Consider the following 17,555-nt stretch of genomic DNA (forward strand, 5'->3'; position numbering starts at 1 on the left):
GTCGCGGGACTCGGCGGACACAGGTCCGCCACCTACACTCGCCGGCCAGGGCCACCGGGGCCGGGTGCACACGCGCCGCCCCCGCACGGGGCGGGCTCCGGGCCACCCGGCGCCGCCCCGAGCCCGCGTCGACGACCGAGAACCTGGAGAAGGCCGTGCCCGAGGACCCCAAGCCCGAGAACAAGACCGGCGCCAGCGCCCCGCGCACGCCCGGCAAGGGCGCCGGCGGCCGGGCCGCCACCCCGGCCGGCAAGGGCCTGGGCGGCAGCGGCAAGGGCGCGAGCGCGCGTCCCGGTGCCGGCAAGGGCCGCACCCGGCCGCAGCAGGCCGTCGTCGCCAAGCCCAAGCCGTGGGGGCTCATCGCCGCCGCGATCGCCGTCGTCGTCTTCGCCGGCGCGGTGATCGGCTACGCGGTCTACGCGGTGGACCGGTCCAACGCCGACCGGGTCACCGCCGCCGACCAGATCGAGGGCGTGCAGACCTTCGACTACGCCGCCGGCCAGCAGCACGTGACCACCCCGGTCACCTACGAGCAGTCCCCGCCGGTCGGTGGACCGCACGACGGCGAGTGGGCCGACTGCACGGGCACCGTCTACGACGTCGACATCCGGCACGAGAACGCGGTGCACGGGCTCGAGCACGGCGCCGTGTGGATCACCTACGACGCCGACGCGATCAGCGACGACGACCTGGCCACGCTGACCGACCTGGTCGAGGGCAACTCCGGGATGATGCTGTCCCCCTACGCCGGCCTGGGCTCCACGATCAGCCTGCAGTCCTGGAACCACCAGCTCGCCGTCGACTCCGCCACCGACCCGCGCGTCGAGCAGTTCGTCGACTTCTTCGTCTTCGGCCAGGACGAGGACGGCGAGGCGCTCTACCCCGAGCCCGGCGCCAGCTGCGAGAACCCGCTCTTCGCCGAGCAGCCGCTCGTCGTGGGCGACAGCAGCCGATCGGCCTCGGGCGACGTCCCCACCGACAGCGAGACGACGACCGCGCCGTGAGCACCGCGACGAGCAGCCCGACCGCCGGCGCCGGGCCCGACGAGGAGGGCACACCCGCCCGCCGCGGCCCGGCCCGCTGGGTCGCCGGGCTGCTCGTCGCCGTCATCGCGGTGGCCGCCCTGCTGGCCGGCGGCGGGCTCGCCGTCGCGCTGGGCATCGGCCGCACCGACGCCCCCGGGGTCGGCTCGGTGGACGTCGGGTTCTCCCAGGACATGTCCCGGCACCACCTGCAGGCCGTGGAGATGGCCAACCTGGCCCCCGACCGCAGCGAGGACCCCGAGGTCCGGCAGCTGGCCTTCGACATCTCGGCCACCCAGACCAACCAGACCGGCCGCATGCAGGGCTGGCTGTCGCTGTGGGGCGCCCCGATCACCAACCGGGACACCATGACCTGGATGGGCGCCGGCGCCCACGACCACGCCATGGACGACGGCGGCCTGATGCCCGGGATGGCCACCGAGGCCGAGCTCTCCGAGCTGCGCGGGCTGAGCGGGACGGCGTTCGACGTCCGGTTCCTGCAGCTGATGATCCGGCACCACCAGGGCGGGCTGGAGATGGCGACCGAGGGCGCCGACCACGCCACGGTCGGCGTCGTCCGCGGGCTGGCCCGGTCGATCGCGGAGACGCAGGCCGCGGAGTCCACGACCATGGCCCAGATGCTGGCCGCCCGGGGCGCGGCGCCCCTGCCGGCGCCCTGAGCCCCCCGGTCGGGACGACGACGCCGGGCTGATAACGTCTCCACCACTTCCCCAGCACCACGAGCCCCCGTAGCTCAGGGGATAGAGCACTGCCCTCCGGAGGCAGGGGCGCAGGTTCGAATCCTGCCGGGGGCACCACAGCACCAGATGCAGCGCCAGCACGAGACGCACCGGGCCGGGTCCACCAGGACCCGGCCCGTCGTGCGTCCGGAGCACCTTGGGAGGACCGTTGGCCCGCACCACCACCGTCTCGGACAGCACCGTGGTCGACGCGCCGCCGGCGGCGGTCTGGGCCGTGGTCGCCGACCCGACCCGGACACCGGGGTACAGCCCCGAGAACCGCGGCGCCCGCACACCGCACCCCGGTCCGCTCGCCGTGGGCGAGGTCTTCACCGGGCGCAACGAGCGCTTCGGGGCCCGCTGGACCACCGAGTGCGTGGTCACCGCCGCAGACCCCGAACAGCGCTTCGCGTTCCGGGTGCGCGCCATCGGGCTGCGCACCCCGCGGCTGCGGGCGCGCAACGCCAGCTGGGAGCACCGCCTGGAGCCGGTCGCGCTGCCCGAGGGCCGGACCGGCACCCGGGTCACCCAGACCTGGACCGACGACCGCCGCTGGCCCGACGCCCTGGCCGCCGTCGTGGACCGGGTGCTGACCCGCAGCACGTTCGCCGCCCACCAGCAGCGCAACCTCGCCAGCAGCCTGCGCGGCCTGCGGACGCTGCTCGGGGCATGACCGCGGCGCCGTCGCCCCGGGCCTGGGTGCCCGTGGCGGTCGCCATGTTCGGCATCGGGTGGGGCGCGAACCAGTTCGTCAGCCTGCTGGTCGCCTACCGGCAGGCCGAGGGCTTCGGGGTCGCGACCGTGGACGCCCTCGTCGGTGTCTACGCGCTGGGCCTGGTGCCGGCGCTGCTGGTGCTCGGCCCGGTGTCCGACCGGTACGGCCGGGCCCCGGTGCTCCGGGTGGCCGCGCTGGTGAGCCTGGTGGCGACCGGGGTGCTGATGCTGGGCGGGCTGCCCGCGCTCTACGCCGGGCGCTTCCTCGCCGGCCTCGCCAGCGGGGCGGCCTTCGCCGCCGGCAGTGCGTGGGTGAAGGAGCTGTCCGGTCCCCCGCACGACCCGACGGCCCCGGCCGGCACCGGGGCCCGGCGCGCGGCCATGGCGCTGACCGCAGGGTTCGGGTCCGGTCCGGTCGTGGCCGGGCTCGTCGCGCAGTGGGCCCCGGCTCCGCTGGTCACCTGCTACGTGCCGCACCTGGTCGTCATGGCCGCTGTGCTGGTCCCGCTGTGGCGCGCCCCGGAGACCGTGGACGCGACAGCGGAGGCCGGGTCGGTGCTGGCCCGGATGCGGGTGCGCTCGGCCCGGCTCCCCCGCTTCCGGGGACTGGTGGCGCCGGTGGCGCCGTGGGTCTTCGGCGGTGCGACGGTGTCGATCGCGGTGCTGCCCGGGCTCGTGGCCCCCGCCGTGGCCGGCCACGAGGTCGCCTTCAACGCCGTGGTCGCCGGCGTGACGCTGGGCACCGGGTTCGCCGTGCAGCCGCTGGGCCGCCGGATGGCCGCCGTCGACACCCGACGTCCGGCCGGGGCCGGGATGGCCGCGGTCGTCGCCGGGCTGCTGCTGGCCGCGCTGGCCGCCGCCACGACCTCGCCGTGGCTGGTGCTGGGCGCCGCCGTCGTGCTGGGCGCCGGGTACGGCTGGTGCCTGGTCGCCGGGCTGACCGAGACCCAGCGACTGGCGCCGCCGCACGAGCTGGCCGGGCTCACGGCCGTGTACTACGCCCTGACGTACGTGGGGTTCGCCGCCCCCGTGCTGCTCGCCGGGCTGTCCGCGGTCGCGGGGTACCCGGTGCTGCTGACCGCCGCGGCCGCGCTCGCCGCCGTGGTGCTGGTGCTGGTCGCGCGCCGGTCCCCCGCCTGAGCCCGCCGCGGCCCTGCCGCCTGAGCCCGCCGCGGCCCTGCCGCTGTGGGTCGTCGCGGTCCTGCCGCCGGAACGTCGCGGTGGTGCCGCCTGCGGGCCACCCCCCGGTCACCTGCACCGGCCACCGTGACGGTCATGAGCACCGGTCCCTGCTCGACCGCCTGCACCGTCGACGTCGTCCCCACGGCGTCCCCTGCCCTCCGCCGCCGCCGCGCCCTCGCGCTGACCGGCGCCCTGGCCCGCGCGACGGCCCGTCCGCCGGCCGGTGACGGCCGCCGGCACGGGGTCTGCACGGCCGCCCGGCTGCTGACCGCCGCCGGCGTCCGGGTGCGCCTGGTCCCGCCGGCCGTCGCCTGGCCGCGGGGGGCGCGGCTGGTCGTGGCCAACCGGGTGTCCTGGGTGGACGACCTGGCGCTGCGGACCGCGGTCGCGGCGCTGCCGGTGGAGGACGAGGCCGGCTGGCCGGGCCTGGCGACCGTGCGGGCCGACCGGGTGACCGCCGAGCTGAGCGCGGGCCGCAGCGTGCTGGTCCGCCCCGAGGAGCACGCCACCTGCGGCACGGGGCTGGGCCGCTTCCGGCCCGCCGCCGTCGCCCCGGCACTGGCCGCGGGCGTGCCGGTGTGCCCGGTGGCCGTCCGCTTCCGGCTCGCCGACCGGCCGACGACGGCGGCCGCGCAGGCCACCGGGGAGTCCTGGTGGCGCAGCGCCTCCCGGGTGCTGGGCAGCAGCGGGCTGGTGGTCGAGCTGCACCAGCTGCCGGCGATCGACCCGCGCCGGGGCACCGCCGCCGAGGTCGCCGCGCTGGCGGAGTACGCGATCGCCGCGGTGCTGGAGGCCGACCCGCCTCGGCCGATGAGCCACCCGCACCGGGCCCGCACGCACGTCGCAGACCCGGTCGCACCGGCGCCGGTGGTCAGTCCTCGGAGAGCCGCCCGCCGTTGACGGTGAGCCGCCGGGTGGTCTGCACGGCCTCGAGCATCCGGCGGTCGTGGGTGACCAGCAGCAGCGTGCCGGTGTAGTCGGCGAGTGCCTGCTCCAGCTGCTCGATGGCCGGCAGGTCCAGGTGGTTGGTGGGTTCGTCGAGGACGAGCACGTTCACCCCGCGGGCCTGCAGCAGCGCCAGCCCGGCCCGGGTCCGCTCCCCCGGGCTGAGCGTCTCGGCCGGGCGCAGCACGTGGTCGGCGCGGAGCCCGAACTTGGCCAGCAGCGTGCGGACCTCGGCGTCGGGCAGGTCGGGGACCTCGGCGCCGAACGCCTCGGCCAGCCGCTCGGGACCCAGGAAGCGGCCGCGGGCCTGGTCCACCTCGCCCAGGCGCACCCCCGAGCCCAGCGACGCGTGGCCCTCGTCCACCGGCAGCCGGCCCAGCAGCGCGGCCAGCAGGGTGGACTTGCCCGACCCGTTGGTCCCGGTGATGGCCACCCGGTCGCCCCAGTCGACCTGCAGGTCCACCGGGCCCAGCGTGAAGTCCCCCAGCCGGACGACGGCCCCGCGCAGGGTGGCCACGACCGCGCCGGCCCGAGGCGCGGCGGCGATCTCCATCCGCAGCTCCCACTCCTTGCGGGGCTCCTCCACCACCTCCAGCCGCTCGATCCGGCGCTCGGTCTGCTTGGCCTTGGCCGCCTGCTTCTCCGAGGAGGACCGGTTGGCGGCCTTGACGTGCTTGTCGCCGTCCTTGCTCTTCTTGATGGAGTCCCGGACGCCCTTGGCCATCCAGTTCTTCTGCATCCGGGCCCGCGCCTCGAGACCGGCCTTGGTGTCGGCGAACTCGTCGTAGGACTCCCGGGCGTGCCGGCGGTCGACCTCCCGCTCGGTCAGGTAGGCCTCGTAGCCGCCGTCGTGCACCCGGACCAGCTGCTGGGCCAGGTCCAGCTCGACGACCCGGGTCACCGTCCGGGACAGGAACTCGCGGTCGTGGCTGACCACCACGACCCCGGTGCGCAGGCCCTGCACGAAGGTCTCCAGCTGGTCCAGCCCGGCCAGGTCCAGGTCGTTGGTCGGCTCGTCGAGCAGCAGCACGTCGTAGCGCGACAGCAGCAGCGAGGCCAGCCCCACCCGGGCCGCCTGCCCCCCGGACAGCCCGGTCATCGGCGCGTCCAGGGCGACCCCGGGGGCCACCTGCGCCACCACCTCGACCGCGCGCTCCTCCAGGTCCGCCCCACCCAGGGCCAGCCAGCGCTCCAGGGCGTCGGCGTACCCGTCGTCGGGGGTGCCGGCGCTGAGCGCCTCCAGGGCGTCGTCCATCACCTGCTGGGCGTCGGCGACGCCGGTCCGCCGGGCGAGCGCGGCCAGCACCGTCTCGCCGTCCCGGCGTTCGTGCTCCTGCGGGAGGTAGCCGACGGTGGCCGAGGGCGGGGACAGCGTGACCGCGCCCGCCTCGGCGGGGAGCAGGCCGGCCAGGGTGCGCAGCAGGGTGGACTTGCCGGCCCCGTTGACCCCGACGAGACCGACGACGTCACCGGGGGCGACGACCAGGTCCAGGTCGGCGAACAGGACTCGTGCGCCGTGCCCGGCGGCCAGGCCGCGGGCCAGCAGGGTGGCACTCACGCCGGACATGGTCCCCCGGCGCGTCCGGGTCACCCGCGGGCGGTGTCCCGGGGGTCGGGGTCGGGGTCGAGCACGTCGTCCAGCACGTCGTCGGCGATCTCGTCGAGCAGTTCCTCGAAGGAGTCCAGCGCCGGGACCGGTTCGCCCTCGCGCCGACGGACCAGCCACGGCTGCAGGTGGTCGTAGCCACGCACCGAGACCCGGCGCAGCGGCCGCACCCGGTAGGCACGCCGCCCGCGCAGCCGGCGGGCCAGCTCGCGGTCCACCAGCAGGGTCCCGGGCCGGCCCAGCGAGGTCAGCCGGCTGGCCAGGTTCACCACCGGTGAGTAGACGTCGCCCAGCCGGGTCAGCACCGGTCCGTAGGCCGCGCCCACGCGCAGCGGGGGGCGGTCGGGGGCGGCCCACTCCTCAGGCAGTCGCAGCCCGATCTCCACCGCCTGCGCCGCGGTCGGGCAGGTGAAGAGCACGCCGTCGCCGACGGTCTTGACCACCCGGCCGGCGTGCCGGGAGACCAGGTCGGCGGTCAGGCCCTCGAAGTCCTCCACCATCACGCCCAGCTCGCGCCCGTCCATGCCGCGGCTGCGGGAGGTGTACCCGACCAGGTCGGCGAACCCGACCGCGAGCTCGCGGCGGTCCACCGCGGCGCCGGGCTCGGCGGCGAGCAGCCGGTCGGCGTTGGCGGCCAGGTGCCGGCGCCACACGTAGGTCTGCACGTCGCGCATGAGCGGCAGCAGCACCTGCGCGGCGTCGACCACCGCGGCGGTGTCCCGGTCCCCCGGGGCCAGCAGGGCGGCCAGCATGTCGGTCTGCCAGTCGGCCAGCCGGGCCAGCGACTGGCCCATGGCCCGGGCGATCGAGGCCTCGGTGTCGACGTCGACGAAGCCCGAGTCGATCAGCGCCGACAGTGCGGTGAGCGCGTCGACGTCGGCGTCGGCGAAGACCGGGGCGTCGTCCTCGACGTCGGCGAAGCCGAGCGCCCGCCACAGCCGCTGGGTGCGCGCCGGCGGCATCCCGGCGCGCTCGGCGACCTCCAGCCGGGTCCACCGGCGTGGTCCACCGAGCAGCAGCCGGTCCAGCGCCGCGCGCGTGTCCCCGGGCTGCCCGTCCGTGGTCCCCGGACCGGTCACGTCGTCCGTGGGGTCAGTCCGTGGTGTGCACGATCAGCACGTCGACCGACGAGCGGCGCGTCGCGTCGGCGGGCACCGAGCCCAGCAGCCGGCCCTTGATGCCGTTGAGCCCGCGGTTGCCCACCACCAGCAGGTCGGCCTGCTCCCGGCGGACGACGTCCAGCAGCGCCTCGACCGGCGAACCCACGACGGCGACCGTCCTGACCTGGCCGGCGCCCGCGGCCAGCGCCCGCTCGTGTGCCGTGCGCACCGTCTCCTCCGCCGGCGAGGACCCCATCACCTGGTAGGCCTCGTCCTTGAGGACGTCGGCGGTGCGCTGCACGTCGCGGTCGTCGGCGTCGGTGGGCAGGTAGGCGCAGGCGATGACCAGCGTCCCCCCGCACGCCCCGGCCAGCGCCCCGGCCCGGGCGACCGCCCGCAGCGAGGACTCCGACCCGTCGGTGCCGACGACGACCGTGCGGTAGGCAGTCACGGGCCGGACCGTAGCCGAGCTGCCGCCGTGCGGCGTGTCGGGGGTCACCACCGCGCGCGGCCCGGACACCCGACGTCCACCCGGCGGTCTCCTCCGAGACGGTCCCGGTGCGGTTGGATGGGCCGGTCGTCACGGGAGAGCGGACAGGGGTGAGCACGATCAGCAGCAGCACCGCACCAGCAGGGCAGGTCCGGGTCGAGGTCCGGGGTCTGACCAAGAGCTTCGGCTCGGTCCGCGCCGTGTCCGACCTGGGCTTCACCGTCGAACCGGGGCAGGTGACCGGCTTCCTGGGCCCCAACGGCGCCGGGAAGACCACCACGCTGCGGATGGCCCTGGGCCTCATCACCCCCGACTCCGGGACGACGACGTTCAACGGCACCCCCTACGCCCAGCTCACCGAGCCCACCCGGCAGGTCGGCGCGGTGCTGGAGACGGCCTTCCACCCCGGCCGCACCGGCCGCGACCACCTCCGGGTGTACTGCCGCGCCGCGGGCCTGCCGGTGTCCCGCGCCGACGCGGTGCTGGACCAGGTCGGGCTGACCCCGGCCGGCCGGCGCAAGGCGGGCAACTACTCGCTGGGCATGCGACAGCGGCTGGGGCTGGCGACGGCGCTGCTGGGTGACCCGGCCGTGCTGGTCCTCGACGAGCCGGCCAACGGCCTGGACCCCGAGGGCATCCAGTGGCTGCGCCGCTTCCTGCGGCACCTGGCGCACGACCAGGGCCGCACGGTGCTCATCTCCTCCCACCTGCTCTCCGAGGTCGAGCAGACCGCGGACCGGGTGGTGATCGTGGGCGCGGGCCGCCTGGTCCGGGAGGGCTCGCTGGCCGAGCTCGCCGCCGACGCCGGGGCCGGCACCGTGCAGGTGCGCAGCCCCGAGGCGGCCCGTCTCGCCGCGGCGCTGTCCGCCGCCGGGGCACAGGTGCAGACCACCGGCCCCGACACCCTCACCGTCACCGGGGCCAGCACGGCGGAGATCGGCCACCGGGCCTTCGTCGACGGCGTCGAGCTGCACGAGCTGCACGGCCGCACCTCGGGCCTGGAGGAGACGTACTTCCGGCTCACCGCCGGCGCGGAGCAGTACAGCGCCGGGTCCCCCGACACGACCACCCCCGGGAGCGCCGCGTGACCGCCCGCCTCGTCCGCGCCGAGTGGACCAAGCTGACCAGCACCCGCGTGGGCCTGTGGCTCGTCCTCGTCGGCTGCCTGATGGCCGGCGGCTTCACCGCGCTGTTCACCGGGCTGGCCGGCGCCGAGAACGGGACCCCCGCGGTGGGCACCGAGGCCTTCAGCCAGCTCATCGCCGCCATCCCGGCCCAGGTCACGATCATCAGCCTCGTGCTGGGCGTGATCGGGATGACGCAGGAGTACCGGCACCGCACCGCCACCCCGACGTTCCTGGTCGCGCCCCGGCGTGGCCGGGTCGTGCTGGCCAAGGTGGTCGCCTACGCCGTGGCCGGGGCGGTGCTCGCCGTCGCGGTCGTGGCGACCACGGTCGTGGTGGCCTCGGTGTACGGCGCCGCGCGGGGAGGTGCCCCGGACTGGTCCGGGGACACCCTGGGCGTGCTGCTGCGCTCGGGGCTGGCCCTGGTCGTCTACGCGGTGATCGGCGTCGGCGTGGGGGCCCTGGTGCGCAACCAGGTCGCCGCGGTCGTGGGCTCGCTGGTCTACCTGTTCGTGGTCGAGTCGATCCTGCGCAGCGTCCCCGCCACGTCGGGTGCCTACAAGTTCCTGCCGGGCGGGGCCCTCGAGGCGATGACCGCGACCTTCGAGGGGCCGGACCTGCTCACCGCCTGGCAGGGCGGCCTGCTCCTGCTCGGATACGGTCTGCTCGCCGCCGTGCTCGGGACGCTCCTGGCGGTCCGCCGCGACGTGGTCTGACCGACCGCACGGACCCCAGCCCGACCCGCACCACCCACCCACCGCCGCCAGCACGACGACGAGACGGGGTCACCGATGACCGAGACGACCGGTCCCACCGCCGCCGCCCCCTCCACCGGGGAGATGCGCGCGCTGCGGATGACCGCCCAGCGACTGTCCGGGCTGATCGCCGCGGGCGACACCGACGCGGTCCGCTCCGCGGTCACCGACCAGCCCCGGCTGCTCACCACGACCGTGGAGCGCGACGGGCAGGACGGCTGGACCCCGCTGCACCTCGCCGTCGCGGCCGGGCGCCGGGACGCCGTCGAGGCGCTGGCCGGCGCCGGTGCGGACCTCGAGGCCCGCACCGAGCACGGCCGGACCCCGCTGCAGGTGGCCCTCGAGCACGCACCGGACCTGGTACCGGTGCTGGAGGGCCTGGGCGCCCGGGTGGACGCCGCCACCGCGGCCTACACCGGTGACACCACCCGGCTCGTCGCCGAGCTGGACGGCGGCGCGCCGCTGACCGACCCGCACAGCGACGTCGCCCTGCTCACCTGGGCGGCGTTCGGCGGCCACCTGGACGCGGTGCAGCTGCTCGTCGACCGGGGCGCGGACCCCGACGGCGGGGCGCTGCAGGCCGCGGCCGGTGGCGGGCACCCCGACGTCGTCCGGGCGCTGCTGGCCGCCGGGGCACACCCAGGACGCCGGGACCCCGACACCGGACGGACCGCGCTGCACACCGCGGTCGGCGCCGGCCCCGACGGCGAAACGCCCGGGATCGTGGCCCAGTTGCTGGCGGCCGGGGCCGACGTGGAGGAGACGACGTCGGACGGGGCCAGCGCCCTGGACATCGCCCGGGTCTCCGCCGCCCAGCACCGCGCGGGCAGCCAGGACGGGCGTACCGGCTGGGACGCCCTGGTCGACCAGCTCGAGCAGCACACCAGCTCCACCTGACGACCCGGACGGCGAGAGGTGAGCCGGGCCACGTGCGACGGGTCACCACACGCCGGACGGACCCCCTCCGGGGCCGGTAGAGTCGGCAACCGGTCCAACGACGTCCACAGACGAAGAAGGCACTCGACCCCGTGTCAAGCGTGAGCTCATCCCGGCCCTCCCCCACCAACTCCTCCGCCGCGGCGGCTGGGTTCGGCACCAACGAGTGGCTGGTCGAGGAGATGTACCAGCAGTACCTCGCCGACCCCGGAAGCGTCGACCAGGCGTGGCACGACTTCTTCGACGACTACCGTCCCGGCAGCCCGGTGTCCGCCGGCGAGGACCGCGCGGAGGCCGCACCGGCCGCGCCCCCGGAGCCCCCCGCGCCCCCGGCGCCGCCGGCCCCTGCTCAGCCGGCGGCGCAGAAGCCCGCCCCGGCCGACGCCGAGGCCTCCGCCACCCGGCCCAGCACCACCGACGTCCCGGCCCAGGCGCCCGCGCCGACGCCGAAGGCCGTCGCCCCGGAGCCCCAGAGCGCCGGCACCGTGGTGGCCAAGCCGGCCGAGCGGGCCGACCAGCAGGTCGCGGCCAAGCCCGCCCCGAAGCCTGCGGCCAAGCCGGCCGCCGCGGCCGGCGCCGGCCCCCGGCAGAGCGTGCTGCGCGGTGCCGCGGCCAGCGTCGTGAAGAACATGAACGCCTCGCTGACCGTCCCGACGGCCACCAGCGTGCGCGCCGTCCCGGCGAAGATGCTGGTCGACAACCGCATCGTCATCAACAACCACCTCGCCCGCTCCCGCGGCGGGAAGGTCTCCTTCACCCACCTGATCGGCTACGCGCTGGTCCGGGCGCTGGACGACTTCCCGGAGATGAACGCCGCCTTCGCCGAGATCGACGGCAAGCCGCACGTCGTGCAGCCCGAGCACGTCAACTTCGGCCTGGCCATCGACCTGCCCAAGGCCGACGGCAGCCGCTCCCTGGTCGTGGCCAACATCAAGGGCGCCGAGGAGATGGACTTCGCCGCCTTCTGGGGCGCCTACGAGGACGTCATCCGCCGGGCCCGCGGCGGCAAGCTGACGATGGAGGACTTCACCGGGACCACGGTCTCGCTGACCAACCCCGGCACCGTCGGCACCAACCACTCCGTGCCCCGGCTGACCACCGGCCAGGGCACCATCGTCGGCGTCGGCGCCATGGACTACCCGGCCGAGTTCCAGGGGATGAGCCCGGAGACCCTGACCGACCTCGCGGTCGCGAAGACGATCACGCTCACCTCGACCTACGACCACCGGATCATCCAGGGCGCCCAGTCCGGGGACTTCCTGCGCAAGCTGCACGGCCTGCTGCTGGGCAAGGACGGCTTCTACGACGAGGTCTTCGCCGCGCTGCGGATCCCCTACGAGCCGGTCCGCTGGGTCCCTGACGTCACCGTCCGGCACGAGGGGCAGATCGACAAGGGCGCCCGCGTCGTCGAGCTGATCGAGGCCTACCGGCGCAACGGCCACCTGATGGCCGACACCGACCCGCTCGAGTTCAAGGTCCGCACCCACCCCGACCTGGACATCACCCAGCACGGCCTGACCCTGTGGGACCTCGACCGGCAGTTCCCGGTCGGCGGGTTCGCCGGGGAGAAGGTCATGCCGCTGCGCGACGTGCTCGGCGTGCTGCGCAACTCCTACTGCCGCACCGTCGGCGTGGAGTACATGCACATCACCGACCCCGAGGAGCGCGAGTGGCTCCAGAAGCGCATCGAGGTCAAGCACGACAGCCCCGACCGGGACAAGCAGAAGCGCGTCCTGGCCCGGCTCAACGCCGCTGAGGCCTTCGAGACCTTCCTGCAGACCAAGTACGTCGGTCAGAAGCGGTTCTCCCTCGAGGGCGGCGAGTCGGTCATCCCGCTGCTGGACGAGGTGCTGGTCGCCGCCACCGAGTACGAGCTCGACGAGGTCGCGATCGGCATGCCGCACCGCGGCCGGCTCAACGTGCTGGCCAACGTGCTCAACAAGCCCTACTCGAAGATCTTCGGGGAGTTCGAGGGCAACATCGACCCGGGCACCGTGCAGGGCTCCGGCGACGTCAAGTACCACCTGGGCGCCGAGGGCACCTTCCAGCACCCGGCCCGCGACGCGCACATCAAGGTGTCGCTGACCTCGAACCCCTCGCACCTGGAGGCCGTCAACCCGGTCCTCGAGGGCATCGTGCGGGCCAAGCAGGACATGATCGACAAGGGCGAGGCCGGCTTCACCGTGCTGCCGGTGCTGCTGCACGGCGACAGCGCGTTCGCCGGGCAGGGCGTGGTCGCCGAGACCCTCAACCTGTCCCAGCTGCGCGGCTACCGCACCGGCGGCACCGTGCACGTCGTCGTCAACAACCAGGTCGGCTTCACCACCAGCCCGGCCGCGGCGCGCTCGAGCCTGTACTCCACCGACGTCGCCCGGATGATCGGCGCCCCGGTCTTCCACGTGAACGGCGACGACCCCGAGGCGTGCGTGCGGGTCGCCCGGCTGGCGATGGACTACCGCCAGGCCTTCCGCAAGGACGTCGTCATCGACCTGGTCTGCTACCGCCGCCGGGGCCACAACGAGGGCGACGACCCCTCGATGACCCAGCCGCTGATGTACGACATCATCGACCGCAAGCGCTCGGTGCGGAAGCTGTACACCGAGGCGCTGGTCGGCCGGGGCGACATCACCCTGGCCGAGGCCGAGGAGGCGCTCAAGGACTACCGCGGGCAGCTGGAGCGGGCCTTCGCCGAGACCCACGACGCGCGGGACTCCTCCACGCCCGAGCCGGTCATGGACCAGCGGCCCTCGGAGTCGGCGCAGACCGCCATCTCCACCGAGGTGCTCAAGGCCATCGGGGACGCGCACGTCTCCTTCCCCGAGGACTTCACCGTCCACCCGAAGCTGCAGAAGATGCTGGAGCGTCGCGCCGCGATGGTCAGCGAGGGCGGTGTCGACTGGGCGATGGGCGAGCTGCTGGCCTTCGGGTCGCTGCTCATGCAGGGCGTGCCGGTCCGGCTCGCCGGGCAGGACTCCCGCCGCGGCACCTTCGTGCAGCGCCACTCGGTGCTCATCGACCGGGTGGACGCCAAGGAGTACACGCCGATCGCGAACCTGTCGGCCGACCAGGCGAAGTTCTTCGTCTACGACTCGCTGCTGAGCGAGTACGCCGCCGTCGGCTTCGAGTACGGCTACTCGGTGGCCAACGAGAAGGCACTGGTCCTCTGGGAGGCCCAGTTCGGTGACTTCGTCGACGGCGCCCAGCTGATCATCGACGAGTTCATCTCCTCCGGTGAGGCCAAGTGGGGCCAGCGGTCGGGCGTGGTGCTGCTGCTGCCGCACGGCCTGGAGGGCCAGGGGCCCGACCACTCCAGCGGTCGGCCCGAGCGGTTCCTGCAGCTGTGCGCGGAGAACAACATGACCGTCGCCAACTGCTCGACCCCGGCGAACTACTTCCACCTGCTGCGTCGTCAGGCGCTGTCGGAGACCCACCGCCCGCTGGTGGTCTTCACGCCCAAGTCGCTGCTGCGCGCCAAGGCCGCCGTCAGCGCGGTCGCGGACTTCACCGACGAGCGGTTCCGGCCGGTGCTGGCCGACCCGGGTGTCGGCGGGGAGCCGCTGGAGGACGCCGCCGTCCGCCGGGTGCTGCTGTGCAGCGGGAAGGTCAGCTACGACCTGCTCGCCGCCCGTGAGGCCCAGGGCATCGACGACGTCGCCGTGCTGCGGGTCGAGCAGCTGTACCCGCTGCCGGTCAGCGAGCTGGTGCAGGCCCTGGAGCGCTACCCGAACGCCGCCGAGGTGTTCTGGGTGCAGGAGGAGCCGGCCAACATGGGCGCCTGGCAGTTCATGGCCGTCAACCTGCCGGCCGACCTGCCGAGCGGGAAGTCGCTGTCGGTCGTCAGCCGGAAGGCCTCGGCCAGCCCGGCCGTCGGGTCCGCCAAGGTGCACGAGGCCGAGCAGAAGGACCTCGTCACCCGCGCGTTCGCCCAGTAGCGGCGTCGGGAGGACACCGTGTACTTCACCGATCGCGGCATCGAGGAGCTGGTCACCCGCCGGGGCGAGGAAGAGGTCTCCCTCGCCTGGCTGGGTGACCAGCTGCAGGCCTTCGTCGACCAGCACCCCGACTTCGAGGTGCCGGTCGAGCGGCTGGCCACCTGGCTGGCCCGCGGCGGCACGGACGACGACGCCGAGGACTGAGCCGAGGACCGAGCAGGGGTCGGTCACGGACTACCTTCCGGACCCGTGACCGGCCTCCCCCTCACCGCGGCCCCGGGCCTCACCCGGGGCACGCACCTGGGCTACGCCCTGGGCTCCATCGGCACCGCCGCCTTCGGCACGGTGCCCGGCCTGCTGCTGCTCTACTACCTGACCGACGTGCTCGGCGTGGGCGCCGGCATCGCCGGGCTGGTGGTCTTCGCGCCCAAGGCCTGGGACGTCCTGCTCAACCCCTGGGTGGGCGCCCGGTCCGACGCCACCGACAGCCGGTGGGGCCCGCGCCGGCCGTGGATGCTGGCCGGTGGGCTGGCCCTCCCCCCGCTGTTCGTGCTGGTCTTCGCCGGCCCCGGTGCCCCGCCGTGGCTGGCTGCCACCTGGGTGGCGGTGACGTTCCTGCTGGCCGCCACCGCCTACGGCCTCTTCCAGGTGCCCTACGTCGCCCAACCGGCGGAGATCACCCTGGACCCGGGCGAGCGGTCGACCCTGGTCTCCTGGCGGGTCGCGGCACTCGCGGTGGGGGTCCTGCTGGCCGGCGCCGGCGCCCCCGAGGTCCGGGACCTGGCCGGCGGCGGCCGGGCCGGGCACCTGGCGATGGCCGGTTTCGTGGCGGTGCTGCTGGCCGTCGGCATGCTCGGGGCCGTCGTGGGCACCCGGAACGCGCGCACCCTCACCCGGGTGGCCAGCGAGGGGCGTCTGCTGCACACCGTCCGGGTGGCGGCCCGGGTGCGCCCGTTCCGGCTGCTGCTGACCGGTTTCGTCGTCCAGGCGCTGGGGATCGGCGTCATGCTCGCCGGGGTGCCGTACTACGCCGAGCGGGTGCTCGGGGACGGCGGCGCGGGCACGCTGCTGTTCCTGGCCCTCGTCGGGCCGGCCATCGTCGTCATGCCGCTGTGGCTGCGGGTGGGCCGCCGGGTCGGCAAGCGGGCCGGGCTGCTGGCCGCGGGCGCGGTGTTCGCCGTCGGTGCGGCGGGCCTGGCGCTGGGCGGCCCCGGGCGCACCGGGCTGGTCCTGGGTCTGGTCGTGCTCGTCGGGGTGGGCTACGCGGGCCTGCAGATGTTCCCGCTGGCGATGCTGCCCGACGTGGTGGGTGCCGACGAGGCCTCCTCCGGGCGGCGCCGCGCCGGGGTGTTCACCGGGGTGTGGACGGCCGCGGAGACCCTGGGGCTGGCCGTGGGTCCCGCGGTGCTCGGTGGTCTGCTGTCCCTGGCCGGCTACCGGTCCTCGGTCGGTGACGACGTCGTCACCCAGACCGGCGCCGCCGACACCACCGTGCTGCTGTCCTTCAGCGTGCTGCCCGCACTGCTGGTGCTGGCCTCGCTGCCGTTCATCGCCCGCTACCGACTGGAGCCCACCCCGTGACACCGCAGGACGTGCTGGCCGAGCTCACCGCGCTGGCCGACGGCGACGTCCCCACGCACGGCGGGGCCACCATGGCCTACGTCTACGACTCCGGCCTGGCCGAGGTGGACGCGCTCGCCGCCGGCGCCCAGGCGGCCTACCAGTGGACCAACGCGCTGGACCCCACCGCCTTCCCCAGCGTCGCCCGGATCGAGGACGACCTGGTGGCCGCAGCCTCCCGGCTGCTGGGCGGTGGCCCGACGACCGTGGGCACCGTGACCTCCGGGGGCACCGAGAGCTGCCTGCTGGCCGTGCTGGCCGCCCGCACCCGCTGGCGTGCCGCGCACCCCGACGACGAGCGCCGTCCCCAGTTGGTGCTGCCGGTGACCGCGCACGCGGCGTTCCGCAAGGCGGCACACCTCCTCGACCTGACCGTCGTCGACGTGGGCGTGGACCCGGTGACGTGCCGGGTCCGACCGGCCGACGTCGAGCAGGTGCTGTCCCGGCGCACGGCGCTGGTCGTGGTGAGCGCGCCGTCCTACCCGCACGGCGTGCTGGACCCGGTGCCCGAGGTGGCCGCCCTCGCCGCGGCCGCCGGGGTCCCGTGCCACGTGGACGCCTGCATCGGCGGGTGGCTGCTCCCGCACCTGGACAGCGCACCGTTCGACCTGTCGGTGCCCGGGGTGACCAGCCTGTCGGTCGACCTGCACAAGTACGGCTACGCGCCCAAGGGCGTCTCGGTGCTGCTGACGAACGACCCGGAGTTCCGGCAGGGCCACTGGTTCGCCACCGCGGGCTGGCCGGGCTACCCGGTGGTCAACCCGACGCTGGCCGGCACCCGCCCGGCCGGCCCGATGGCGGCGGCCTGGGCGGTGCACCGCTGGCTGGGCACCGAGGGCTACGCCCGGCTGGCCCGGGAGGCCCGGGCGGCGACGACGGCGCTGGTCGCCGGGCTGGCCGACGTCCCCGGGGTGCGGGTGGTCGGCACCCCGGCGACGACGCTGGTGGCCCTGGCCGGCACCGACGGGCTGGACGTGCTGCACCTGGCCGACGAGGCCACCGCCCGTGGCTGGCTGTTGCAGCCCCAGCCGCCGTTCACCCAGCCCGACGGGACGACGCTGCCGGCCACCCTGCACCTGACCGTCACCGCGGCGACCGCCGGCCGGGTGCCCGCACTGCTGGCCGACCTGGCCGGCGCCGCCCGGGCCGCGCTCGCCCTGCCCCCGCCGGTGCCCGACCCCGGCCTGGTGTCCGCGGTGGCAGGGCTGGACCCGGCGTCGCTGTCGGTGGCCGACGTCGACGGGCTGCTCGACCTCGCCGGCCTGGACGGCGGCCCGCTGCCCACCCGGATGGCGCCGGTGCACGCCCTGGTCGCGGCCCTCCCCCGGCCGCTGGCCGAGCGCCTGCTGGCCGGCGTCCTGGACCGGGTCTACCGCCCCACCCCCTGAC

The 17,555-nt window shown here is 75.3% G+C and carries 15 protein-coding genes and 1 tRNA gene; 13 read left to right on the top strand and 3 right to left on the bottom strand.

Annotation, left to right across the window (positions count from 1 at the left end; all coding sequences use genetic code 11):
- Window positions 1-155 precede the first annotated feature (155 nt).
- The 6 genes from ASG41_RS01055 to ASG41_RS01080 all read left to right on the top strand — a co-directional run bounded on the left by ASG41_RS01055 (window position 156) and on the right by ASG41_RS01080 (window position 4,558).
- On the top strand, window positions 156-1,004 hold the full coding sequence (locus ASG41_RS01055; protein ID WP_056288505.1) for a DUF3105 domain-containing protein: 849 nt from the start codon (window positions 156-158) through the stop codon (window positions 1,002-1,004).
- The gene (locus ASG41_RS01060; protein WP_056288508.1) at window positions 1,001-1,702 is read left to right on the top strand and encodes a DUF305 domain-containing protein; all 702 of its coding nucleotides are present in this window, start codon (window positions 1,001-1,003) and stop codon (window positions 1,700-1,702) included. The genes ASG41_RS01055 and ASG41_RS01060 overlap by 4 nt, the downstream gene beginning before the upstream one ends.
- A 63-nt stretch (window positions 1,703-1,765) precedes the next feature.
- A tRNA-Arg gene (locus ASG41_RS01065) sits at window positions 1,766-1,840 on the top strand.
- Between the two features lie 91 nt (window positions 1,841-1,931).
- The gene (locus ASG41_RS01070; protein ID WP_056288511.1) at window positions 1,932-2,435 is read left to right on the top strand and encodes an SRPBCC family protein; all 504 of its coding nucleotides are present in this window, start codon (window positions 1,932-1,934) and stop codon (window positions 2,433-2,435) included.
- Window positions 2,432-3,616, top strand: coding sequence for an MFS transporter (locus ASG41_RS01075; protein WP_056288513.1), 1,185 nt, complete (start codon window positions 2,432-2,434; stop codon window positions 3,614-3,616). The genes ASG41_RS01070 and ASG41_RS01075 overlap by 4 nt, the downstream gene beginning before the upstream one ends.
- Before the next feature lie 135 nt (window positions 3,617-3,751).
- Window positions 3,752-4,558 carry a hypothetical protein gene (locus ASG41_RS01080; RefSeq protein ID WP_056288516.1) on the top strand — a complete coding sequence of 269 codons (807 nt, stop codon included), beginning with the start codon at window positions 3,752-3,754 and terminating at the stop codon, window positions 4,556-4,558.
- Here the strand turns inward: ASG41_RS01080 and ASG41_RS01085 are convergent.
- From ASG41_RS01085 to ASG41_RS01095, 3 genes are read right to left on the bottom strand one after another with little or no spacing between them, the layout of a single operon-like run.
- On the bottom strand, window positions 4,530-6,161 hold the full coding sequence (locus ASG41_RS01085; protein ID WP_056290025.1) for an ABC-F family ATP-binding cassette domain-containing protein: 1,632 nt from the start codon (window positions 6,159-6,161) through the stop codon (window positions 4,530-4,532). The two genes, ASG41_RS01080 and ASG41_RS01085, sit on opposite strands and share 29 nt — an antisense overlap.
- A 29-nt stretch (window positions 6,162-6,190) precedes the next feature.
- Window positions 6,191-7,288, bottom strand: a complete 1,098-nt coding sequence (locus tag ASG41_RS01090; RefSeq protein ID WP_056288519.1) for an adenylate/guanylate cyclase domain-containing protein — start codon at window positions 7,286-7,288, stop codon at window positions 6,191-6,193.
- Window positions 7,289-7,301: 13 nt separating this feature from the next.
- A complete protein-coding gene (locus ASG41_RS01095; protein ID WP_056290028.1) occupies window positions 7,302-7,760 on the bottom strand; it encodes a universal stress protein in 459 nt (152 codons plus the stop codon).
- Window positions 7,761-7,909: 149 nt separating this feature from the next.
- Between ASG41_RS01095 and ASG41_RS01100 the strand changes: the two genes are divergently transcribed.
- The 7 genes from ASG41_RS01100 to ASG41_RS01130 all read left to right on the top strand — a co-directional run bounded on the left by ASG41_RS01100 (window position 7,910) and on the right by ASG41_RS01130 (window position 17,554).
- On the top strand, window positions 7,910-8,887 hold the full coding sequence (locus ASG41_RS01100) for an ABC transporter ATP-binding protein (protein WP_235564290.1): 978 nt from the start codon (window positions 7,910-7,912) through the stop codon (window positions 8,885-8,887).
- On the top strand, window positions 8,884-9,639 hold the full coding sequence (locus tag ASG41_RS01105; RefSeq protein ID WP_056288522.1) for an ABC transporter permease: 756 nt from the start codon (window positions 8,884-8,886) through the stop codon (window positions 9,637-9,639). The genes ASG41_RS01100 and ASG41_RS01105 overlap by 4 nt, the downstream gene beginning before the upstream one ends.
- A gap of 75 nt (window positions 9,640-9,714) precedes the next feature.
- Window positions 9,715-10,575 carry an ankyrin repeat domain-containing protein gene (locus ASG41_RS01110; RefSeq protein ID WP_304438009.1) on the top strand — a complete coding sequence of 287 codons (861 nt, stop codon included), beginning with the start codon at window positions 9,715-9,717 and terminating at the stop codon, window positions 10,573-10,575.
- 140 nt (window positions 10,576-10,715) lie between these two features.
- On the top strand, window positions 10,716-14,546 hold the full coding sequence (locus ASG41_RS01115; RefSeq protein ID WP_255352946.1) for a multifunctional oxoglutarate decarboxylase/oxoglutarate dehydrogenase thiamine pyrophosphate-binding subunit/dihydrolipoyllysine-residue succinyltransferase subunit: 3,831 nt from the start codon (window positions 10,716-10,718) through the stop codon (window positions 14,544-14,546).
- 18 nt (window positions 14,547-14,564) lie between these two features.
- Window positions 14,565-14,750 (top strand): DUF6104 family protein, encoded by a 186-nt coding sequence (locus tag ASG41_RS01120; protein WP_056288528.1) that lies wholly within the window; start codon window positions 14,565-14,567, stop codon window positions 14,748-14,750.
- 45 nt (window positions 14,751-14,795) lie between these two features.
- Entirely contained in the window at window positions 14,796-16,127 is a 1,332-nt protein-coding gene (locus ASG41_RS01125) for an MFS transporter (RefSeq protein ID WP_056288531.1), read from the top strand.
- Entirely contained in the window at window positions 16,124-17,554 is a 1,431-nt protein-coding gene (locus tag ASG41_RS01130; RefSeq protein ID WP_056288534.1) for an aminotransferase class V-fold PLP-dependent enzyme, read from the top strand. Before ASG41_RS01125 ends, ASG41_RS01130 begins: the two co-directional genes overlap by 4 nt.
- Window position 17,555 lies beyond the last annotated feature (1 nt).

The sequence above is a fragment of the Modestobacter sp. Leaf380 genome, assembly GCF_001424485.1.
Classification (GTDB): Bacteria; Actinomycetota; Actinomycetes; order Mycobacteriales; family Geodermatophilaceae; genus Klenkia.